A 23,455-nucleotide genomic window follows, 5' to 3' on the forward strand; every position below is an offset into this window, starting at 1 on the left:
GCTTGGTTAGCAGCGCTTTGCTTATCATTTACATCCTTTTGAGCATTAGTAACTGCTTGGTGTGCATTGGTTTGGTTAGCTTTAGCCGTATTTAATTCAGTATTAGCATCATCAAGCGCCTTTTTAGCACCTTGAGTGTCCATAGCTTGACTAGCTTGATTAATTGCTTGCTGATCTTGATTGACTTGGTCCTGTGCAGACTTAGCATTTGCTTGGGCATTGTTAAGATCAGTTTGCGCCTGGTTTACAGTTTGTTGCGCATCGTTAACATTTGCTTGGGCATTATTAACGGCTTGATTGGCTTGACTAGCAGCTTGACTGGCGTCGTTAATATTTTGTGATGTCGCATCGTGTGCAGTATGTTCAGCGTTAGTTAATGTGTTTTGTGCAGCATTTACAGCTTGATTAGCTTGAGATTCTTGTTGGTTAGCATTATTAGACTCGTCTTGTGCTTTTTGCTTAGCATCACTAGCTTGATTCAGTGCAGTTTGAGTAGCATTGGCTTGATTTTGCGCTTGGTTCAAGTTGCCTTGAGCAGTGTTCAAATCGTTTTTGGCTTGAACATACTTATCTTGAGCTTGCTGTTGTGCATTTTCAACTTGTGGCTGTTGAACAGTACTTGATTGTTGAGCTTCAGTAGAAACTGTATCAGCATGAGCAGTATTAGCATTAATAGCTACAGCACCTGCTGTTACTGCTGCCATAGCAGCTGTGGTTGTAATAATCTTCTTTTTATTAGTCATAATATTTTGTCTCCTTTTATTAGATTAGTACTTCTTGTTAGTAGCAGCTAATCCAAACATAGAAATCAAAGTAGCGATTCCTAATCCGACTAAACCAGCCTGGTTATGATTACCAGTTTGTGGCAAAGTCTTAGCATTAGTGTTGTTCTTGTTGTTTTGACTAGCCCGGTATTGTTCACGAGTCATGGTTGTAGCACTGGCAACTGGTGCAGTTGTGTTAACTGAAGCAGTAGTTGCACTGTTGTTTGTAGCAACGATTGTGCCGTTTTCAACCTTTAAGCCTGGGATGACTTGACCTTGAGCATTAACAACTTGACCATCTACAATATGAGCATCACTTGGAAGAGTAGTGTTCGTGGTTGTATCAGTCTTGGTGTTATCCTTTGGTGTAGTGACGTGTGAATTGTCACTTGGCTTGTTAGTGTCAGTTTGGTGACCATCACTTGGCTTGGATGGAGTTGTTGGGTTAACTGGCTTGGTAGGGTCAGTCTTGCCTTGACTATCCTTGTTGTGATCAGTAGGCGTGGTTGGCGTCGTTGGGTTAGTTGGCGTTGTCGCATGACTGTCGCCATCCTTGTGGTCATCAGTCTTGCCCTGATCTGGCTTAGATGGCGTTACTGGAGTCTCACCATGGTCGTCAGTCTTACCTTGGTCTGGCTTGGATGGCGTTACTGGAGCAGTACCATGATCGTCAGTCTTACCGTTATCTGGCTTGGATGGTGTTACTGGAGCAGTACCATGGTCGTCAGTCTTACCGTTATCTGGCTTAGATGGAGTTACTGGAGTCTTACCATGGTCATCGGTCTTACCGTGATCTGGCTTTTCTGGATTAGTTGGAGTTACTGGAGTTTCAGCGTCGAGAACAACTAGTGGAACATTAAGTGTCATGGTTGAACCATCTGGGAAGGTAACAGTGGCGCCTTCTTGGTGGTTGCCGACGATTTGAGCGTCATTAGCAAGCTGAGTTGGGTTACTCCATGCAGCAGTAGTACCAGTTGGAATGGTATCAAGCTTAGAAGCAGCAAGCTTTAGATAAGCGCCCATAACGAGATTTTGGGTTGGATCTGCAGCTGTTGGGTTAGCAATTTCTGGAGCTGGAACATTTTCACCCTTGTGAATGGTAACCGGCTTGATTGAAACTGAGTCGTGGTAAACCTTGGCATCTGTGATCAGGGCTTCCTTGGCATTGGCTAATGCCTTAGCAGTAGCGTCAGCATGAGCTTGGGCTTTAGCTAAGTTGTCTTGGGCAGCCTTAACAGCGTTCTTAGCTTCGCTTAATTTCTTAGCTGAAGTGTCGTGGTTACTCTTAGCAACTTGCAGTGCAGCCTTAGCAGCGTCAAGCTTAGCTTGAGCATCCTCGACCTTCTTGTTGGCACCAAGAATAGCGTTTAACTTGTCGTTAGCTTGCTTAAGGGCAACTTGAGTATTAGCTGCCTTGGTCTTAGCACCAGCCAAGGTGTTTTCAGCTTGATCAAGGGCACGATCGGCATTAGTCTTAGTAGCTTGAGCATTTTCAAGAGCCTTTTGTGCATTTTGCGCCATTTGCTTAGCACTAGCCAGCTTGTTTTGAGCGGCAGTTAATTTAGCTTGAGCATCGTCCACACTAGGAGTTTCTGCTTGTACCTGTTGTAAGTTAGCCTGAGCTTGTGCAAGCTTGCTTTGAGCTGAAGCTTGTAAGCTCTTAGCTTGATCCAGTGTACGTTGAGCTTGTGCTAAAGCAGTCTGTGCTGAGTCATAAGCAGATTGAGCGTTGTTAACTGCGGTTTGAGCTGACTTAATTGCGCTAGTTTGATCAGTAGCAGTTGGAACAGCAATTTCTTGACGCCATTGACTTTGACGATACTTTTCGTTACCAGTTTCTGGGTGTTCAACATGTTGTTCAACAACCTTGGCGTAAGCACTGTCTGGATCCCATTCAGAAATGAAATGAAGCTGACCTGGATGAAGTAATTTTAATCCGCCCAGTTGGCTTGGTGTGTTGCTTGTGTCGTAATCAAAACTAACACCTAGGTAAACTTCACCATAGTTCATGTAGTAGTTACCATTGTCATCTTTATCTGAGCTGTTTGGTGTGTTATATTCAGCTGGATAACGAGTTGCTAATACATCTGTGGTGTGTCCGTAGTCATGAAGGCTATCGTTGAATAGGAGTTCGGTGATTGCTTCATATACGCTTCTTTGAAGATCGTCTCGAGTATATCCTTGATAGTCATTAACTTGCGTGTTAGTGTCAATGTCGTAATCAGATGCTGATGAGTCGCCTGATAATGATTCAGAAATAGTGGTATTCCATGCTTGTTGAACTTTATTAAGGCCATCATGATCATGTCCGTGATTATAAATGTTAAGATTGTCAGCACGGTATTGTTTGGCAACGTCCCGAGCAATTGCAATTGAACCAGTGTTGATCTTAACAAGAGGTGAACCAATTTGTGACCGAATTTCATTGATCAATTGGGCTGCATATTGAGTAGCATAGATAGTATCGGCTTCAGAAAGTACACCGTTTGAATCAAAATTAACTGCAACAGTCTTGGCTGCTGGGTCAGATTGATACTTGTTTTGACGTTTGAGTTCGTGGGATGCAGCATCTAGTGCTGTATCATTTGAAATGATTTGTTGACCACGGTGCTTCTTTAATTCGTTAATGTAGGTATCATTAACGGTGATGTGGTTTTCAACTGGAGCGTTCTTTTGAACATTGTCAAGGGCAGTCTTGGCATTGTCCAAGTTAGTCTTAGCGCTGTTGGCTGTGCTTTGCTTGGAATTGAAATCATTTTGAGCGTTGTTGACGTTAGTGTCGGCAGCGTCTTTTTGACTTTGTGCAGAAGTTACAGCTTGCTGTGCGTCAGATAAAGCTTGTTGATGGCTCTTAGCATTGTTCAAGTCAGTTTGAGCTTGGCTAACAGCGTCAGATGCGGTCTTGACGTTGTTGTTAGCTTGGGTTACTTGATCTTGTGCTTGGTTAACGCTAGCTTGAGCCTTACCAGCTTGATCTTGAGCCGTCTTAACATTCTCACTAGCCTGATTCAAATCAGCTTGTGCTTGTGAGTTTGCTTGAGAAGCTGCATTAGCGTCACTTTGAGCCTTGTCTACGGCAGCTGGATCACTAGCCGTCTTAGCAGCGTCAGATTGGGCCTGTGCTAAGGCGTCACTGGCAGCATTAACTGAATCTTGTGCGTTTTGTTGGGCGATAGCGTCTTGAGCCTCTTGTGCACTAGCGGCAGTCTGTTGGTTTTCAGCGTCAACATTAGCACTCTTAGCATTGTTCAAGTCAGCTTGTGCAGTGTCGTTAGCTGACTTAGCATCAGCATACTTTTGCCGACTTTGGTCTTGTGCCGTCTTTAAGTCGGATTGACCTTGTGTCGTTTGTGTATTGGTATTAGTGTTTACATTTGGATTTACTTGGTCAGCATGTGCAGTAGTAGCAGCTGCACCGGTTGTTACCGCCGCAGCCATGGTAGCGGTAGTAATAATTACTTTTTTCTTAGTATCCATTAGGAAATCCTCCCGAATTATAAATTTTATAACAGAAATTGACACCTACATTTTAATACTGCAATCCTAAAATGTCACTATTATCTATATAGTATAACCTTATGGGTCCTTATATTATAATCACCAATAAAAAGGAATCGTAAAAAATGGACAACATAAGTAAAAACATAATCAAATACAGAAAGTTAGCTAAACTTAGTCAAGAAAAATTAGCAGAAAGATCAGAAATTTCTGTTGGATATTTATCAAAACTAGAGCGATCAATTATTGAAAATGTAAGTGTGACAGTACTGTTGCGTATTGCTAAATCGCTTGACGTGACACTGAATGATTTAGTAAGCAACACCAACAAAACAACAGAACATCCCCGCCCAAATCAAAACGAATTAAACAAGCTATTAGATAATATGAGTTTCCAAACCAGTAAGCAATTATCACTCAACATTATTAATTCAATCAAATTACTCAAACAGTAATCGTCTCTTTTTGATGACAATATAAACAAAAGAAAAACCTCGACACGATTTCATGCCGGGGTTTAATTTTTTTAGTTATTAATTGGATCCGACGTTAGTGAAGGGTTAGTGTATTTAACTATTCCGTAATAGTATGGCTAGGAAGTTCAACCATCGCGTGACAGTTTAGATATCTACAACGACGATAACGTGGCATTCAATCACTCCTTTTGTAAATAATCAAATAGATCTTCAAGTGTCCAATGTAAGCATTGTTGAAGTTCGTCTACTGATATAAATCCCGATCGAGATTTTCTAACAAAATATTAATACCGTTGCGATACTGGTTCTATGCTGATTTACCTAATTTCATATTTTGTAATGTTTGCTCCTCCCATCTGTCTTTATTATTAATTATTTAATTCGTCATCACTAACCAATGCATCACTAGGAACTTCATTCTGATCATCTAAATTGTCATCAAAATGTGACAAAGCACTATTAAACGAACTTAAAAGATTTTTCGTTGTATTTGTCATCTTCTTCATTGACTGCTGATTTAATGACAATTGGGCTGATTGTATATACGTAATCGTCTTAAGTGAGTCGTCAATACTACGTAGATACTTTGCAATTTCTTCATTCTTCATAGTTATCCATCCTTTCTTACTTAGTAAATAATTAATGCCCTAACAACAAAAACGATTAAGTCAAACACCATCACCGCAATTAACGGTGAGAACAACGATTAACTAGCTAATCGTTGCTCCGGCTGAAATCCTGACAATAGCAAGAATGACGGAATAAATCACAGCTGGTGAGAACAAATCTAAGGTTGATTGTGAATTCATACTAGTTATCAGTTCTTTCTTCGGGTCGTCCTCAAGCTGAAGAAACATAAAAAAAGCCCGATGAAGGAGTCGCACCTTCACATTGTCAAGAAAGGACTGAAAAAGTGACAATATGTACTGACTCGGACATATAGTGAAGTCGTTGTGACTTCACATATAGATTTAGGTAGAAAGTAAAAATGGTCTCTTATAGTTATGATGTGACACCAACAAATTATCGCTTAGGTTGAGGCCACGGTATTTATAACGTACAAATAATAGAAATCAGAGAGGGATGAAATTAATCTTGTAGCGGATCATCATATAAGTAGTTAATACCCGTCACACGATGATCATTTAGAGTAAACACTTCGAGACGATGTCCGCTCATAGTAAAACCTCTATCTAATTCATATTTATCATTTGGCTTAATCGTTGAGCATTGGTACAGCATGACGCCATCATCATTACTGCCAACTTGACGAATTAAATTCTTGTGAAAATGGCCAGACAGAGCAACTCTTGCGGTTGAATCTGCCCACATCTTGGGCTCTTCAGTACTCATCAGGTTGGCGATCTTATTTAGTGCTTGGTCTCCGTGAAGTACAGCCAACATCACGTGGCCAGTTTGAAAATATTGACGTGTTCCAGTCGTCAGGTGAAAATTAGCGAACTTTTGCCACTTGATACTCATGGCGTACATCCACAAATATTGCTTGTCGTAATCATGATTACCGCCAACGGCCAAAACGTCAATGTGTTGCGTGTGTCGGTTAACAGTACGAATCAAATCGTCGAAAAAGTTGGTCGCATCACTTAGAGCCTGCTTGTTGTCGACGTGGTCAAGTTGTGCATTTTTTGTGGTTTGGGTTTTGTTCATAAAATTAGAATGGAACGTGTCGCCGCCAAAAATTAACACAACATTTTTATATTGCTTGTCACTGATTAAATCTTGCACGTTGCAAAGATACGTATAAGCAACCTCTAAATTTGTAACACCGAAATGCAAATCGAAAAGAGGAAGAACCAAGCTTTGATCTGTTATGTTGGTTGACGTTTGACGTTGAAAACGAGACGGAACAACAGGCTCAACTTTATTATTAATAACATTAATAAAATCATTAGTTGTGACAGTATCAGCAACCGGCGAAATATTAATCTTAGCGCTAACCAACGGCTGGCCTGTTGTTTTATCTTTACCCCACATCGAATATGTAAATGAGTTAAGATTGAATTTCTTAGCATCATATCCAAAAATTTGCAAAATATCTTTATCATCAAGGCTTTGTGCTGAATTAAATGTGAGAATCTTACTCGCAGTAACTGACCCATCACTCTTTTTTGTTACCGAACTAAACTCAAATTGCTTATCGGTCTTAGTTTCCGGCTGTGAATTCGTACGGTATCCATCATGGAGCACTCGGTAAATATAACGAATCTGTGTTCGTGTCAGTTCATACTTATTCATCAAATCGCTCTGTGTCAAACCTTTTTCACGGTCATGTCGAACCTCGTCTAAAAATTCTGTACTGTACTTCATAATTAAATCAATCCTTTGCTTTAAAATAGAAAAAGCAGAAGTTCAAATCGAACGACTGCTTTAAGTCCATCACTAATTCTTATCTACTTATCTATTCTCTCATCATATATATAGTAACATTAACATATACGTAGTGAGTGCCATCATTATGACAACTTTGTGACAAACTAAATAATATTAATTATAAGGCGTTTTGTCGTTGTCTTGTCACTTCCGGTCATAACGCCAAAGTAGAAAATGAGTGTGAAATCTTGATATATAAAGGTTTGGTCATATGTACGTAATTTTTGATAAAAGTATTTTACTATAGTGATTGTATATATAACTATTTTCTTAAAGTTATGACCAAATGACCAATACAGAATGAAAACATTAATATATCAGCCTTCAAAGGCTGGTCACAGTATTTTTAGGTTATGACCAAGTGACAAGACCAAATCGACACAAAAAAACGGATAGAATTCATATTCTACCCGTTATTATGATTATTTTATGCTGTCACTTTGCCATTTGTCATCCTGTCGAGCAGTTCGCCCATATTATAACAATACGCAAAGTCCAACAGTGCGCGCTTTCGAAGCCGAAAGACTGAGCGAGTGGACACACAGAGCGTCAATGCTGTTTTAGTTGTGCTCCATCCCTTAATATATAATGATTCAAGAACTGTTGCCTCGTCTGTGTCCATCAGCTTAAACGCCGACTTAATTAATGCTTGGCGTTGTTTTGCTTCACTGTATGCAATCATTTTATTTTCCGAATCGTTGCTATTACTACTACCAGGCAGTACATCCATCCGAACGCTTGAAATACTGATCGCACTGCGGATTAGCATTGTATCACGCCGAACGTCACGACTGAAAAACTGCTCAACTGCCTTAATAATTTTTTTGTCACTATTCATAATTATTTCACCGTGTGCCTTCACCTAATCACTTAATCAGCGAACAAATCGTCTAAAGCCTGTTTTTTTTCTTCTTCTGTAATGTTTGGATTATTTAACATCTGCTTTGCCTTATTTCGTTTGTCTTCGTCATCGTCGGCGTATGCGGCATGTGCAAAAGACTGTGCGACTGTTGGTTTTGTGGTTGTGATAGGGTCCGGCCATTTGACATCTGAGCGGTCGATTGTGCGCTTGTTACCGTAGCTGGATGGGTTGAGCTCAATAAAGTTTTTAAGTTGGTCACGTACTGTGTCTGTTGTTTGTGTTGGCTGGTCTGCCGTAAAGATTGCTCCGTCTTTCTTTGCAAATTTTACTAAATGGTCATTATCATATTTCTTTGATGTACTCTTTAACCAGCCTCGATATGAGCCGATATTGAGAGTTACATTGTACCCCTCATGGCCGATAATTGGCATTAGTCCGAGGCCCAACCAGACGCGAAGACTTTTTTGTCGTCCTTCACAAAGAATTTGACTGATGGAATCATGGAAGCTGCGTTTTGTTGCAACATTTCGCATACCTTCGCTTCGTGCCCAATCACGGTATAAATTATATAAGTCTGTCTTGGTAATGTATGAGGTTGGGTCGAAGACTAAACGAATTTCAGAAAAGATTTGCTTAGCAATGATTGCATTATTTGCCATTGGGTGAGCATCGATTCCATCTTCCAAGTATCGTAATGTTTCATCGTTGCTAAGCATTGAATCAATAACAATTTGCATTGCTTCACTTTGAGAATATAGAACATCATAAATGAAGGCGAGGCTTGAGTTTGCGCTGTATTGATATTTATTCCGTGCTTTAACTACTGGAATAGGATATGGACGTAATGGGTCTTGGAAAATGACTTCATCAATATCACCATTTTTTCGTGCTGTTGCTGCCGCTTGAGCTGCTTGTTGCCGCTTTTGTGTTGCTTTAATTGAACCTTGTACTAACCAATTCAAAATTCCTTCCATATTCTTTGTTTTTGCTAATTGACTTTCAATTTGTGGATTATCTTCTAGTCCGTTTGGTTTAATACGGTGACTAAAAGGCACGATTATCAACCGGTCCATGATTGCTTGGCTAGCGCTACTTTTTGGAACATCATTTGCGGCGATCCAAATACTAAACTGAGAATATAGTGTGAATGCTGATGAGTACAGATTACGAACTTTCATCGTATCACTCTTACCAGTTAATGACTTGATGAGCCCTTCGTCCAATTGGTCGCCTTTACCTGGCTCCGTTGGCGTTACAAAACGCACACCATCTAAACCAGCTAAGTCAGGGGACGCAACAGCTCCGGAAGCGCTACGTTTTTTTAGAAAAGTCGAAATGTCAGCAGTATCAGCAAATCCTGATCTATCTTGACTATCGCCACCAAGGACATGACGGATTGCAGAAAGAGCAACAGACTTACCATCGTGACCTTGACCAAAAACGATGTATAAGTGTCGGTCGGTATTGACACCAGATAGAGCAGAATCGCCGGTTGCAATCTGAAAATAATCAATCATAGACTGGTTATTCTGGAACGTTACATTTAAGAAATCATCCCATAAATTACTGTGAGCCTTTGGGTTATAGCGATAAGGAACAATTTTAGTAAATAGGTGTTTTTTATCGTGTTTTTGAAGTTCACCAGTTTGAATATTAACCTCACCATTAATAGTGTTAATTAAGTAGTTATAACTGTTGTATCTTACGTTACTTACACCTAGCAAATCTTCGGTTTGGGCTAACTTCAAAATTTGAATCATCTTTGGTTGTGTAGCTAATCCTTCGATTTTCTTTTTAATGTCTTCAAAACCGGATGGAAACCTGAGCTGGGCTTCGGTGAGTATACAACTCAAAACTTCACGTGTAAGTTGTGTTAATTGGTTTAGACTCGAATTAATCCAAACCCAACGTTGAGAATTCCATGCGCGCCATTCGTCGCGGTCCGAGTCATAAGCAACATGGCCCTCACACATATCAGCTAATCGCTGAGCCGCACCGATTTGGTCGAAGCTATGCTCTTCAAAATCCTTGAAATCATAAGTCCATGTTGATGTTAGTCCACCAATCTTAAGTGATACAGTCTGTGAAGTCTTACTATCGCTCTTCTTGTCATCGTCTTGCTTCTTTTCTTGATCTTTAGTGTCACCACGCAAAGCACTAACAAAGTCTTTAAACTGTTGTAGCACTTCAGCACTTGCAGCGCCTGCGTTTAGGCGAATGTGACCACTAACGAAAGCTTGCGCGATGGTAAAGACTTGCGCTGCAGTCGACTTTGCGGTTAAAGTGTATGTTTTAACGTTATTGTTAAGAATCGTTTGATTATCTACATTTTCAGCCATCTTTAGGCCGTCCTTTCTATCTATAAATCCGATCAGACGGCCATTTTATGTTATAATAAATATGACCTATCTGATATTTTAGTTATGGTGAAATCAAGCTAAATTTTCGGTTGGGTTTGAGTTGAGTTTGAGTTGATTGAGTTGGCATTAACTTGATTGACTCTTTTTTTATATCGTTGAGCCCACACGACATCATGAGCACATCTCCTTTCTTCTGTAAATTTTCCGGTATGATTTTACTTTATGTATTACTTATTGTTGTGTGTTCGTTCGTACATCTCTTCGTTTATTTCGTCGACTGCGTCACTTGCTTTTCAATAATCGTCGAAGTTGTTAAAGCTGTCCAGCCATTCGTCGACATATCCACCGGTGATAGCGTCCGTAGCTGCTCGCTTAAAAGTTGTGAATGATTCGTCTGTGTAGATCATAAAATCACCTCATCTTTCTAGTTCTCGTTATCATTGACGTGACGTTGTACTCTGTGCTCGTTGACATAGCGCATATCAACGTTTGTTTGCTCGTCGATGTGTGACTGGCTGTTCTTCAGCTGAGACAAATTCTGATAAACTTGCAAATTGATTAAATTATTAATAATTCTCTGATTGACGGTTCACCTTGGCTTCGTCGAGACGGTCATCAACCGCATCCTTCAGCATTTGCTTGAGGACGGTTCGATATTCATAGCTAGTATCAAAATTTGGTGTATTTTCACTGTCGACGTAAGTATACATAAAGTAATTCGTGAGATCGTTGGCTGCTGCATCACTCATGTCACCATGTTTTCTGATTTTTGCTTCGATGTGCGGAATGATGAACTGTAAATATGTATTAACGGATAACGGCTCTCTTTGCTGATTTGTCTTACCTTCCAAATTCTTTAAGTTGTGAGGGTCATAGCTTAAAATCTGCTCTAAGTTATAAAGCTTACGTTGAACAAACATCTCGATAAAATGTTTAATGTCTTTGTTATCGACGAGGTCCATAGCCATTTTAACGTCTTTGTCAATTGAAATTTGCTTCTTTTTATCATTGATTTTCACTTCGTTATAAATGCCATCGACAAGATATGAGCCAATTCGTGTATCGACTTTGTGATATTGGCAGTCGTCGGTTTGAATAACCGGAGTCACTGATAAAATCTTATGTGTTGACTGAACGATCGTCATTGCATCGCTGATTAGTTGATAATCGTCGAGTAATCGTTCATATGAGTGATTAACTGAAGTCTCAACGAATCCCCATGATGTATACAAATCATCAATAATTTGTTTAACATCATCATCTGCCAGTCCTTGACGCTCAAAACCTTGTACGTTTTCAACTCGTTCATTTTTGTGCCCATATCGCTTATTTAAAACATCGCGTTGAATTGTTCGAATTAAAAATGGGTCTGATAATAGCTTTTTGTTTTGTTCTGTCTTCTTCGTCTTAAAACTCCATTTGACATCCATTATGTATCAATCCTTTCTAGTATTCTTAATTACACTGTAACTTCTGTTCAAGCATGGCATCGTCCCTCTTACGCAGGAAATTCGTGATAAATCGAAATAATCACGGATTATATCATTGGCAAGTTGTACGAGTTACTCATCAGTTAAAGTTTGTTTTTCATTCATTTTTATTAAGTTCTTTCTATTTTAATTGTGAACAATTTAACAATATGTTAGCTCAAAAAAATCATAAGTCATGCATATATATAATTTTATGCATTGCTATTTTTTCATTTCTATAACTCATCTTCATTTTAATTTACATATTAAGTATACATCAGATTTTAATCAATTCAACTAAAAATGCTGATATGTCGGTGGTCTACGTGTGAAAGCATTATCCAATATCGTACATCTTTTATAGTTTGAAATTAAATCGAACAAGAAAAAATCAATATTATTTTCATGTATAATTTCTCTGGTTCTCTCTGCTTTTCTCCGTGTTTTTCTTGTTTATCGTTTCACATGAAACTATAAAGAAAAGGCTCAGCCCAATATCGGGCTGAGCTCATATATTGAATTATCCAACATATAGGCTTAATGTTTTTGGCTCTGGAGCCATCCAGTCGATCTCCTGACGATGACTATAAAGCCACGCCATAGCATGGTTTCGGCTGATCACATATATACGTTTACCTGATCCGGCAGGCCGTGTGATCCATCCCCCATTATCTGTGAAAATTTCAGGATATCGATCAAAGATATAATACCTGATCCATTCACGAGATTTACCATTAAAAATGGTCTTTTGGGCAATCGTGAACGGCACACAGCAGTCATTAATAGACAATAAGTCAAAGTTTGGTAATTCGTTAGTATTTTTAGGCATAGTAACATTAATCCTTTCGTGTTTGGATTTTGTTACGTGTCATATTGCTGTTACTACAATACAACAAGAAGTCTGTCTAACTTCGCTCAAAATACTAACAACCGTCGTCACAGGCGGCTTCTTATATTATACTACATCCTATATAATGAACACAAAGGACGTGATAACATATGTCGGTTAATCAACGTGGCAAAAAATGGGAGGCACGAGTTCGCTGGCGTCTTCCAAATGGCAAAGAAACAGGTGTGAGTCAAACATTTGCAAGAAAAAAAGATGCGAAAGATTGGGAACTTCAACAAAAAATAAAACACAAACAAGGGATGATCAAACAGATCACAACTTTTGTTTATGTTTTTGATAAATATTATGATACTTACAAAAAACCACATTTACGTGAAAACACACAAAAAAGCTGGAAATTTGCTAGAAAACACGCTATTTCATATTTTGGAGAACATAAGGCTATTCAGAAAATAAATAGTGATGATTACCAACAGTTTATGAACTCGTTAGATAATCTAGCGCACAGCTCAGTTCGTCTTATTAATCAGTGTTGCTCTGCTGTTTTTGAGTATGCTATACAAAAAGGCTACATTAATCGAAACCCAGCAAAGCTAGTACACGCCGGAGGCAAAAAAGAACGGCAAGTCGAATATCTCAACCTAACTCAAATTAAGCAGGTTTTGAAATATTGCAGAAACTACCACACAAGAAAAAGAGAGCATAAAAATGTTGCCGTTGGTACTCCCACATTGATTGAAGCCGCAATCTTAACGGGAGCTAGGCTGGGCGAATTGGCAGGTCTAACATGGGATAACGTGGATGATGAACACAACATATTACACATTACACGACAATTAGACACACACAGCCGCAAAGACCCAACACCACGGTTTAGATCAACCAAAACCGACAACTCAGTTCGTGACATACCCGTTCCTTCGTATCTTATAGATGATATGAAAAGGTTACGGGATGACGGGGATGTTCTCGTGTTCTATACTCAGAAAAATAAGCCGGTTAACACATCTTCAGCGAGTCGTTATACTCACCGAATGCTTAAAAAATTGGGTATCAACAATAAGAACTTTCACTTTCACAGTTTCCGACACTCTCACGTTGCCCTCCTACTATCTCAAAGCGTAGACATATACGCAATATCACGAAGATTGGGGCACAATAACATCAGAACGACTTTACAGATTTGCTCTTATTTGTTAACAGAAAAAGAAGACGAGGAAAACAAGAAGATCCTTAAAGTGTTAAATAATCTGTGATTGTGTCTCTGTGTCTCAAACGTGTCTCAACTTTCTGCTTTCTTCTGTGTTTCTCTGTGTTATTTAATAATTATTCACAAAGTGTATACTGATTTTAATTCTACAAATGTTAGCTAAACGCTGTTATATCAACGTTTATGATCGTCTCATATTAACGACAATTCACAATTTTATTATACAGTATACAGTGACATATTAGCCGTGATTAAACTCCCACTCCTTTTCTTTGCCTCGACAACCAAAACCACTTCGCTTAAACCTGCAATAATTCGGTTTCGCTCCGGGAAGTGATAAGCCACAGGTGGTTCACCCCGCCCATATTCAGAAATTACTAATCCTTGTCTGGCTACCTCATCTTGAAGGACTTGGTGATTTCGGGGGTAAGCTTGATCTAAACCCGTCCCAATCACTCCGATAGTAAGGCCACCATGTTTTAACGCCAGTTCATGGCTAAAACCATCTACTCCTTGAGCTAAACCACTGATTACTACTATCTGCCGCTTAATTACTGGTGGCAGCAATCCTCGTAAAGCGCTCTGTCCATAATTAGTTATCTGCCTAGTACCAACAACACCAATTGAAGGCTGATGGAGCAAGCTCAGATTACCACGATAAAACAATACCAAGGGCGGACAGTACGTTTCTTTCAAGGTCATCGGGTATAACGGATCCGCAATCGTAATAAATTGTTCCTGACTGTTTAAGGCCACTGCTTGATCAAGCTCTGGACTTGTCCAGTTATTTTTTAATGAAGATGCACTTCGTAAGCTAACATTTGCATGGTCAATCAAATAGTCAATATTATTAAAGCATCGCGCCTGTTGAGCACACCCCCATAGACGATATTTTGAAACTAAGCCAATTCCGCGACACAAACTTAACCGTAATAGAAAATCGTTTACTTGTAACATAAAAAAGCCTCCCTATATTTATATACGAAAGCTTTTTGAAAATGCATTTTTTAATTTAAATATTTTGGAACAGGATTAAAAGAACGCCGATGAATAGGAGTTGCCCCCATTTTTTCTAAGCCGGCTAAATGTTCTTTGGTTCCATAACCCATATTTTGTGCAAAGCCATACCCTGGATAAACATAATCATAGTCTCGCATTAAATGATCCCGGTATTCCTTTGCGACAATACTAGCTGCAGCAACGCTAATACTCTTTTGATCCCCCTTGATCAAAGTCGTCTGGGGAATATTAATTGCTAATGGGACAGCATCAACAATCAGATGATCTGGTCGATGGTGAAGGTGATTAACTGCCCGAATCATTGCATCCTGGGTAGCAGCATAAATATTCATTTGATCAATCACTGGCGCATCATTTACCGCAATGCTAACTTCAACCGCCTCTTTAACAATCCGTAAATACAAATTTTCCCGTTCATGCCTAGTTAATTGTTTGGAGTCTGTTACCCCTATCAGGTCAAAATCTGCATTTAAAATTACTGCACAAGTAACCACCGGCCCAGCCAAGGGTCCTCTTCCTACTTCATCCATTCCTGCAACATACTGACATCCCTTTTCCCAGTAGTACTTTTCATATTTAAACCGGTTATTGAACGCCTCTTTAGCTTCCTTCTCCCGTGCAAGCCGCCGCTCAAATTGCTGAATTGCCGTTTGAACACCTTTTCGCGAATCATCACGAATAGTTTGCAAGTAAGGATCAGTTGTATCTGTGATAGTTTGTAAACGGGCCTTAATTTGACTAATGGTTTCCTTATTCATTTAGTCCATCCTCATTTAGGTCAGCGGGTACTTCCAAAGTGATTGGTCCTAATTTCCCCTTTCGCAAGTCAAAAATCAACCGTTCGCTAGCCCGGTCATAATCATCACGAAAGCCCATTTTAGCAGTAATCGTTAATAGTAAATCTGGATTGGTAACCGATTCGTCCAGATCTGCATCAGTTAAGTGGTAACGTTGCTTTAACACCTCTGGCTGATGTTGCCGCAAGTAATCAAGGGCAAACAACGCTACATCATCCTTGGCGTATAAGCTATCTTTAATTGCTCCTGTTAAAGCCAGCATTATCCCCTGCTTAGGAGTAGCAAATTTATGCCAAAGGACACCAGGAGTATCGAGTAATTCCAATTCTGCTGATGACCGTAACCATTGCTGTCCGGTAGTGACTCCTGGACGATTTCCAGTAGCCGCAACGTTCTTTTTTACCAGGTGATTTAAAAGGGTTGATTTTCCTACATTGGGAACACCAACACACATTGCTCGAATTGGCCTCTTTTTCATTCCCTTGGCTTTTTCTTCTGCCAATTTATCTTTTAATATCTCTTTACTTTTAGCCGTTACAACTTTTGCCACGTTATTTTGGCGTGAATCGAGGGCAAGAACTGGTTGATTATGCTGCTCAAAGTATTTAATCCATTCATTTAATCGTTTTTGATCTGCTAGGTCCGTTTTTGTCATAATTAAAAGTTTGGGCTTTTCTCCTGCAGCTAGTGCCACTTCTGGATTTTGTGACGAATAAGGGACACGAGCATCTACTAGCTCAAATAAAATATCTACTGGTGGCATTTGTTCACGAATTTGGCGTAATGCTTTTGCCATGTGTCCTGGGAACCATTGAATTGTTGCCATTTGACTTTCTCCTTTCTTTTCTAATTCATTGCATCAATATACCGTTGCCAAGCTTCATCAAAAATTGTCATTGATGGCAAATAGTCAGCATTTTCTTCTAAATAATGCGAAATTTCATCAAAATCCTCTGAATGCTTAGGAAAAGTAGTATCCAAAAAAGCGTTGTTTGCAAACTGTTGAACTTCATCTGCACTATTCGGGTTTCGTTGAGTCATTAAAAACTGATAAAAACTCATTCTCATTTTGATTTCCTCCAATATTTATTCATTGCTTGTTGGGACCGTGATTAAAAACTTAAACCGTCCTTCTTGCATGTTAATTTCCTGAGCCGAGTACTTAAGAGAACGGTGCTTGCTATAACGGTTAAGGTCTAATAAAACTGTCTTCTTTTGTGGATTAATTGTTACCCATTTAGGAATATTATAATTCTTTGCAATATAACCCATCACAAATTTGATCGGGATATTTAACCGGCCAACCGAAAGTCCCTTAGCCCGCAACAAGACATTTCCGTTACTTAACCGTTCAGGAATAAAGTTAATGGCAAATCGCACTTTAGCCCCTAGAAACTTAGTATTCCCTGTCAGGGTAGCATACTGATCGCCAACAATAAAATCATAACGGATCTTTTGCCCTTTTAGAAACTGATTCAGGTAGTTAGCAGCTAAAGCATTCACCTGTTTTTTATTCAATTCAACCGTTACTGATGAATCGCTTGGCTTTACTGCTTTGCTAGTTGTAGTAGCAGGAGTCGGTGCAGTCGCCTTGTTCAATACAACCCCGCAACTAATTACAATCAGCGCGACTAAGCAAAAAAAGGCCCACTTCCACCAATTAATCTTTTTTTCTTCAGAATTTTTCATTTTTACCTCCGTGTGAATTCCCAGCTATCATGTTTTTGCATTACCTTAAATAATTGGTCAGCAATTTTGACATATCCCGTATGATTAGGATGGAAATTATCTTCTGTTGAAATATATTTATTAAGGTTCTTATCCTTATGATTCATAATTTCAATGACCCGCTTTTGACTGACCTGCCCTTGGTTAGCCTTTTCTTCTTCCTTGATCAGCTGTTGTTGCTGACTCTTAGTCTGATATTGACCGTATGACATCAGCTTATTAATGTTCACAAAATACATTGACTTATAATTATTCATTGTGTCTTGCGTAGTTTGGTTCCACTGATTAATTGACTTGTTGATAATTGTTACATCTGGGAAATAGGTATAGAAGGGATTATAAATACTCATCACAAAAATAGGGGCCTTAGGATTTTCCTTTCGAACTGCATTAAATAGCTTAATCAATTTTTGTTGATAAGTTTTTTCGCCGCTTTCAACACTACTGGTGACTTGCCGTTCAGAGCCCATTACGTTTTTTTCCAGGATTTGCATCAGATCATTTCCACCAACAGTCATTGTAATCACATCCGCGCTCCGTAAGTCACTACGCAATTGAGACTGCTGGTTTAACCGATCAAGAATTTGGTCGGAGCGGTCCCCTGTTACCCCGTAATTGACTGTTGTCACCTTGGTTTGGTGATAATGATGTTCAATTTTTTCCTTAATTACCCCAACGTACCCACCATTATTAGTTTCATCCCCTTGACCGTGAGTAAGGGAATCGCCTAGTGCCACCAGCTTTACATTTTTCTTTTCAACATATTTTGGTTTAACAACTTTTGAACTATTACTGGTTAAATTTGTAAAGTGGTTAACAGTATACCATCCCCCACCAATAATCAGAATAGCCAAAAGTGATAATAATAGCCATTTAGTCCACTTTTTCATCTATCTATAGTCCTTTATTTTAAAATTTTAAGAAGATAGAGGCTGGGAAAAATTTTCATTTTTCTCAGCCTCCACTTATTTTTATCAAAGATTATTCTGTATAGTATAGCAAACAACAAGCACCCATTCCAGTGTGGGTTGCAATAATTGGCACTGTCTCTCGAACAGTAACCTCGATTTCTGGATAAAGTTCTTTTAGTTTTGCTAATAAGCGTTCTACTTCTTTGCCAGCATCGACATGAGAAATTCCAATTCGCTTAACTTTCGGTCCCCGTGCCATCTCATCTAAAATCTTATCCCATTCTTTATGCATTGATTTAATGCCCCGGCCTTTTGATTCAATATGAATCTGACCATCATATATTTGAAGCATTACCTTAATATTTAATAAATTAGAAACTGCTCCTGCAAATTTACTAATTCGGCCACCAGCTACCAAATTATCAAGGTTGTCAATTGCTAAGTACAATTTTGATTTAGAAAGAACCTCTTTCATCTTAGCAATTGCATCCTCAATGCTGCCACCGTCTTCAATCACTTGGGCGGCTTCAAGGATTTCAAAGCCCATTACTTGATCGGTTGACTGGGAATCGTAGACTGTAACTTTTGTCTTTGTCATTCCAGCCGCTTGTTCAGCCGCATGGACGGTCCCACTAATTGATTCCATCATTGTAACGCATAATACTTCACTACCATCTTCGCCTAGCTTATCAAACGCATCGACAAACTTTCCAATTGGTGGTTGGGAAGTCTTTGGTAGTGACTTAGCATTCTTCATCATTTCAGGGAACTGTTCGTTTGTAATTGTTTCACGCTCAACGTATACCGTCCCATCGATCATTACACTTAATGGTATAATTGTAATGTCATATTTTTTAATTTCTTCATCAGTTAATCCTGCTGATGAGTCACAAACAATTTTTATCTTTGCCATGAAACTTACCACTCTTCCTGAACAATTTGTGCTATAATTATCTAGTATTGAGAACTAGATAATTTATTTCAAGTACTATTATACTCAATTTTATCTAATTTTGTAGGATCAATTACTATTTATTTAGTATAACAAAAATATTTTAAAAATTCATTGGTCTTTGGAAAGGGGTTTTTTGATGGATACACAAAAAGAGACAAGAGATCGGCGCACTTTATTAATAGAAATCGGTAATGCGGTTACTCATGGGATCGGGGCAGGACTATCGATCGCTGGCTTGATCTTGTTGATTATCAGAGCTGTTCATACTGGTAGTCCCATGCGGATTGTTACCTTTACTATTTACGGAAGTGCTTTAATTCTTTTTTACCTTTCGTCAACCTTATTTCATGCCTTGATCTTTACACGAGCCAAACGGGTTTTTCAAATTCTCGACCATTCAATGATCTTTGTGCTTATTGCCGCGACTTATACCCCCTATTGCTTAGTTAGTATCCGCGGCTGGTTAGGTTGGACAATTTTCGGCGTGATTTGGGGCTTATCCGTTATTGGAATTGTGTATAAATGTATTTGGTTAAAACATAAAAGTAAATATTCAACCATTATTTACATTCTTATGGGTTGGCTATGTCTAGTCGCCTTCATGCCTCTCTGGCGTGCTCTTGGGCCAGTTGGCTTCGGCTTGCTTTTACTAGGAGGACTTTCCTTTACTCTTGGCGCCCTCTTTTACAGCCGGCCAACGGCATATACCCATTTGATTTGGCATATTTTTGTCCTCATCGGCACGATATTAATGTATTTTTCAATTCTTTTATACGTTTAGTTCCCATTCTTCAAAACAACAAATCAGCTGGTCATCTTTTTCATAATTATTGTGAGTTACTAAGTGCCAACGGTCATAATCGATCGTTGGCATTTTTGTATCTCCAACAATCTGCTTATTTATCACCGTTCGTGTTAGCTTTGTCGCCATTGGGAGTAATTGCTGATAGATCGTTGCCCCGCCAATTACAAAATATTCGTTTGGATTTGCTTTAAGATACTCTTTAAGGGCAGCTAAAGAATGAACGACCTTCACTCCTTCAATATCTATGTTCTGACTGGTAAGCACAATATTTTCTCGCTTAGGCAATGGTTTATTGCCAAGAGAAGCAAAAGTTTTTCGCCCCATTATAATTGGGTGACCAGTAGTTTTTGTCTTAAAATGCTTCATATCAGCCGAAACATGCCATGGAATTGTATTATCTTTGCCAATCCAGCCATTTAAATCTTCGGCCCAGATTAAATTCAGCTCACTCATTTCGAACCACTCCTTTTAAACTGCTACGGGAGCCTTGATTGCCGGCTCATGAGTATAGCCTTCTAACTTAATATCAGTCATTTCATATTGATCGATTGGTTTTGGTTCAGCAGGTAAAATCAATTTAGGAGCTTCATGAGGTGTTCTTGTCAGCTGTTCTTTAACTTGATCAAGGTGGTTCAGATAAATGTGAGCATCCCCTAATGTATGAACAAACTCGCCAGGTTCTAGACCGCATTGATGAGCAATCATATGCGTCAATAAGGCATAACTAGCGATATTGAATGGAACCCCTAAAAAGATGTCGGCGCTCCGTTGATAGAGCTGACAACTAAGCTTTCCATCATTAACATAAAATTGGAACATTATGTGACACGGAGGAAGAGCCATGGAAGGAACATCTTCTGGATTCCAAGCTGAAACAATCATCCGCCGTGAATCTGGAGTAGTTTTAATCTGCTGGATAACGTTAGCGATTTGATCAATTGTGTCGCCTTGACTCGTCTTCCATTTTCGCCACTGACTTCCATAAACAAGCCCTAAATCGCCATACTTTTGGGCAAAATCATCATCTTCAAGAATTCGCTGACAAAATGCCTTCTTTTCTTGAAGATAGACCTGCTTAAACTCTGGATCTTTAAGCCAGCGGTGACCAAAGTCTGTCATATCTGGGCCTTGATATTCAGCACTTTCCACCCACTTCTTAAATGCCCATTCATCCCAAATATGATTCTTGTGTTGAAGTAAGAAGCGAATGTTGGTATCACCGCGTAAAAACCATAATAATTCACTCTTAATCAAGCCAAATGGGACTTTCTTGGTCGTTAAAATAGGAAAACCTTTACTTAGGTCAAATCGCATCTGATATCCGAAAACAGATTTAGTACCTGTTCCTGTCCGATCACCCTTTTGATGTCCATTTGTCAAAACATAACGAATTAAGTCTAAGTATTGTTCTTCATTTACATTTGTTGCCATCCTTATGCTCCCTTCCTTTACTCGTCAACGTATGTGCTTAAATACTCCCAACGAGCTGTCTTTTCATCAATTTTTTCTTGTATTTCATTTAGCTGCTTCTGTAACTTAGCAATTTTCGTATAATCACTTGCCGCTTCAGCCATTTCATTTTCTAATTGCTGATGCTGTTGATCAAGGGCATCTAATTCTTCATCAATATGATCCCACTCGAGTTGTTCAGCATAAGTGAGTTTTGTTTTTTCTTTCTTAGCTGGTTCTTGCTTACTTACCTGCTTTTTTGCAAGGGCTTTTTGATCATTTTTAAGCTCTTTATCCTTATCTGCCTCTTCCTTTTTAGCAGTTAAATAATCAGTAAAGCGTCCCGTATAACGTTCAATATCTCCATTCCCGTTGAAGATTAGCAAATTGTCGGCCACTTTATCTAAGAAATAGCGATCATGAGAAACCGTAATTACAGTTCCCGCAAAATTATCTAGGTAATCTTCAAGAACTGTTAATGTTCCAATATCAAGGTCGTTAGTTGGCTCATCGAGTAGTAAGACATTGGGCTGCTGCATTAAGATCTTTAAGAGGTATAACCGTCGCTTTTCACCCCCAGAAAGCTTGCGGATCAAAGTACCATGCATAAAACGAGGGAATAAGAAACGTTCTAATAATTGGGTAACGCTAAGCTTATTACCATCTTTATCAGTAACATTATCTGCAATTTCAGACAAGAAACTAATCATCCGCTTATCATTGTCAATTCCTTCTGTTTGCTGGGTATAATACCCTAACTTAACGGTTTCACCAATCTTAAGGACACCACTATCTAGGGGGATACGTTGGGCAATCACGTTTAATAAACTCGTCTTACCCGCCCCGTTTTCACCAGTAATTCCAATTCGATCACCTGCCTGAACAAGCCAATTGAAGTCATGGAGGATTTGGTGATTATCAAATTTTAAGTTAGCATCCTTAAATTGAATAACATCTTTCCCTAGACGTTGTGATCCGAGATTGATATCAATATCTTCATCGGTTTTAAGATTACCGATTTTTCCTTCTAATTCGTGGAACCGATTGATCCGTCCCTTTTGTTTTGTGGAACGGGCTTTTGCACCTGTCCGCATCCAGGCTAATTCTTTTTTATACAGCTGTTGATTCTTTTTCTCAGTATCTTTAGCCAACTCTACTCGTTCCGCCTTTTTTGCTACAAAGTCCTGATAATTTCCCTCGTAGTGATAAAGTTTACCAAAAGATAGTTCCCAGATATGATTTGTAATTTGATCAAGGAAGTACCGATCATGGGTAACAACGAGGACGGCACCCTTATAACTGCGAAGGAAATCCTGGAGCCAAACTACCGAATCAAGGTCTAAGTGGTTAGTCGGTTCATCGAGTAATAAGAGGTCTGGCTGTTGAATTAAGACTTGCGCTAACCCAACCCGTTTTCTTTGTCCTCCAGAAAGTTGAGCAATCTTTTGACTTACATCTTTTATCTTTAACTGGGTCAGAATCGTCTTCACCCGACTATCTGCTTCCCATGCATCTTCTTGGTCCATCCGTGCCTGCATTTTTGTGTAACGGTCAATTGCTTGTGGATCTTCTGGGTGTTTTGTGAAGCGTTCAAGAGCCAACTCATATTGGCGAATCGTTTCAAAGACTGGTTGTTTACCTTCAAAAACAGCTTCCATGATTGTTTTGTTTTCGTCAAGTTCGGGCTGCTGCTTTAAATAACCGATCGTGTAATCATTCGGTTTAGTGATCTGCCCGCCGCCTTCTGGGTTTACTTCCCCACTAATTACATTAAGAAGACTGGTTTTTCCACTTCCATTAACACCAATCAGTCCAATTCGATCATTTTCATTGATAATAAACGAAATATCATCAAATAAGGTCTTTTCACCGTATGTGCTGGTTAGACCCTCTGCACGCATTGTTTGCAT

21 protein-coding genes are annotated in these 23,455 nt (G+C 39.1%); 3 read left to right on the forward strand and 18 right to left on the reverse strand.

What is annotated here, in order from left to right; translation table 11 throughout:
• Together AACL61_RS00380 and AACL61_RS00385 are read right to left on the reverse strand one after the other, a co-directional pair.
• Positions 1-743: coiled-coil domain-containing protein (locus AACL61_RS00380; protein WP_423245868.1), on the reverse strand; the 743-nt coding region annotated here is incomplete at its 3' end.
• A 24-nt stretch (positions 744-767) separates the two neighbouring features.
• Positions 768-4,241, reverse strand: a complete 3,474-nt coding sequence (locus AACL61_RS00385; protein ID WP_339110809.1) for an SEC10/PgrA surface exclusion domain-containing protein — start codon at positions 4,239-4,241, stop codon at positions 768-770.
• 146 nt (positions 4,242-4,387) lie between these two features.
• Between AACL61_RS00385 and AACL61_RS00390 the strand changes: the two genes are divergently transcribed.
• Positions 4,388-4,717, forward strand: coding sequence for a helix-turn-helix domain-containing protein (locus AACL61_RS00390; protein ID WP_339110810.1), 330 nt, complete (start codon positions 4,388-4,390; stop codon positions 4,715-4,717).
• Between the two features lie 389 nt (positions 4,718-5,106).
• Here AACL61_RS00390 and AACL61_RS00395 read toward each other — a convergent pair whose 3' ends face one another.
• From AACL61_RS00395 to AACL61_RS00420, 6 genes are all read right to left on the reverse strand, one after another.
• Complete coding sequence (locus tag AACL61_RS00395; RefSeq protein WP_072575037.1) at positions 5,107-5,346, reverse strand: hypothetical protein; 240 nt, start codon at positions 5,344-5,346, stop codon at positions 5,107-5,109.
• A 481-nt stretch (positions 5,347-5,827) separates the two neighbouring features.
• Entirely contained in the window at positions 5,828-7,066 is a 1,239-nt protein-coding gene (locus AACL61_RS00400; protein WP_339110811.1) for a metallophosphoesterase, read from the reverse strand.
• Positions 7,067-7,556: 490 nt separating this feature from the next.
• Complete coding sequence (locus AACL61_RS00405; protein WP_072575039.1) at positions 7,557-7,967, reverse strand: ArpU family phage packaging/lysis transcriptional regulator; 411 nt, start codon at positions 7,965-7,967, stop codon at positions 7,557-7,559.
• Positions 7,968-7,999: 32 nt separating this feature from the next.
• Positions 8,000-10,330, reverse strand: coding sequence for a DNA primase family protein (locus AACL61_RS00410; protein WP_072575040.1), 2,331 nt, complete (start codon positions 10,328-10,330; stop codon positions 8,000-8,002).
• 587 nt (positions 10,331-10,917) lie between these two features.
• Positions 10,918-11,781 carry a hypothetical protein gene (locus tag AACL61_RS00415; RefSeq protein WP_339110812.1) on the reverse strand — a complete coding sequence of 288 codons (864 nt, stop codon included), beginning with the start codon at positions 11,779-11,781 and terminating at the stop codon, positions 10,918-10,920.
• A 559-nt stretch (positions 11,782-12,340) separates the two neighbouring features.
• Positions 12,341-12,649, reverse strand: coding sequence for a hypothetical protein (locus AACL61_RS00420; protein WP_339110813.1), 309 nt, complete (start codon positions 12,647-12,649; stop codon positions 12,341-12,343).
• Between the two features lie 170 nt (positions 12,650-12,819).
• Here AACL61_RS00420 and AACL61_RS00425 point away from each other — a divergent pair, with 170 nt between their 5' ends.
• Complete coding sequence (locus AACL61_RS00425; protein WP_339110814.1) at positions 12,820-13,926, forward strand: tyrosine-type recombinase/integrase; 1,107 nt, start codon at positions 12,820-12,822, stop codon at positions 13,924-13,926.
• A gap of 173 nt (positions 13,927-14,099) precedes the next feature.
• Here the strand turns inward: AACL61_RS00425 and dprA are convergent, their stop codons facing one another.
• From dprA to AACL61_RS00460, 7 genes are all read right to left on the reverse strand, one after another.
• Entirely contained in the window at positions 14,100-14,837 is a 738-nt protein-coding gene (gene dprA / locus AACL61_RS00430) for a DNA-processing protein DprA (RefSeq protein WP_339110815.1), read from the reverse strand.
• Between the two features lie 50 nt (positions 14,838-14,887).
• Complete coding sequence (locus AACL61_RS00435) at positions 14,888-15,658, reverse strand: ribonuclease HII (RefSeq protein ID WP_339110816.1); 771 nt, start codon at positions 15,656-15,658, stop codon at positions 14,888-14,890.
• Complete coding sequence (gene ylqF, locus AACL61_RS00440) at positions 15,651-16,523, reverse strand: ribosome biogenesis GTPase YlqF (protein WP_339110817.1); 873 nt, start codon at positions 16,521-16,523, stop codon at positions 15,651-15,653. The genes AACL61_RS00435 and ylqF overlap by 8 nt, the downstream gene beginning before the upstream one ends.
• 20 nt (positions 16,524-16,543) lie before the next feature.
• Positions 16,544-16,765: a YozE family protein gene (locus tag AACL61_RS00445; protein ID WP_003670906.1), complete on the reverse strand. Its 222-nt coding sequence runs from the start codon at positions 16,763-16,765 to the stop codon at positions 16,544-16,546.
• A gap of 18 nt (positions 16,766-16,783) precedes the next feature.
• Positions 16,784-17,386 (reverse strand): YpmS family protein, encoded by a 603-nt coding sequence (locus tag AACL61_RS00450; protein WP_003668094.1) that lies wholly within the window; start codon positions 17,384-17,386, stop codon positions 16,784-16,786.
• 2 nt (positions 17,387-17,388) lie between these two features.
• Positions 17,389-18,315: an SGNH/GDSL hydrolase family protein gene (locus AACL61_RS00455; protein WP_339110818.1), complete on the reverse strand. Its 927-nt coding sequence runs from the start codon at positions 18,313-18,315 to the stop codon at positions 17,389-17,391.
• A 91-nt stretch (positions 18,316-18,406) separates the two neighbouring features.
• The gene (locus AACL61_RS00460) at positions 18,407-19,249 is read right to left on the reverse strand and encodes a DegV family protein (protein ID WP_339110819.1); all 843 of its coding nucleotides are present in this window, start codon (positions 19,247-19,249) and stop codon (positions 18,407-18,409) included.
• A gap of 178 nt (positions 19,250-19,427) precedes the next feature.
• On the opposite strand from AACL61_RS00460, the gene trhA reads away from it, so the two are divergent.
• Positions 19,428-20,072, forward strand: a complete 645-nt coding sequence (trhA, locus tag AACL61_RS00465; protein WP_003666062.1) for a PAQR family membrane homeostasis protein TrhA — start codon at positions 19,428-19,430, stop codon at positions 20,070-20,072.
• On the opposite strand, the gene AACL61_RS00470 is transcribed toward trhA, so the two are convergent.
• The 3 genes from AACL61_RS00470 to AACL61_RS00480 are packed head-to-tail and all read right to left on the reverse strand — an operon-like array spanning position 20,061 to position 23,455.
• Positions 20,061-20,549 carry a dihydrofolate reductase gene (locus AACL61_RS00470; RefSeq protein WP_339110820.1) on the reverse strand — a complete coding sequence of 163 codons (489 nt, stop codon included), beginning with the start codon at positions 20,547-20,549 and terminating at the stop codon, positions 20,061-20,063. The genes trhA and AACL61_RS00470 overlap by 12 nt on opposite strands.
• 15 nt (positions 20,550-20,564) lie before the next feature.
• Positions 20,565-21,527 carry a thymidylate synthase gene (locus AACL61_RS00475; protein WP_339110821.1) on the reverse strand — a complete coding sequence of 321 codons (963 nt, stop codon included), beginning with the start codon at positions 21,525-21,527 and terminating at the stop codon, positions 20,565-20,567.
• Between the two features lie 17 nt (positions 21,528-21,544).
• Positions 21,545-23,455, reverse strand: a complete 1,911-nt coding sequence (locus AACL61_RS00480; protein ID WP_339110822.1) for an ABC-F family ATP-binding cassette domain-containing protein — start codon at positions 23,453-23,455, stop codon at positions 21,545-21,547.

It is taken from the genome of Limosilactobacillus reuteri subsp. porcinus, from assembly GCF_036621895.1.
GTDB classification, from domain to species: domain Bacteria; phylum Bacillota; class Bacilli; order Lactobacillales; family Lactobacillaceae; genus Limosilactobacillus; species Limosilactobacillus reuteri_J.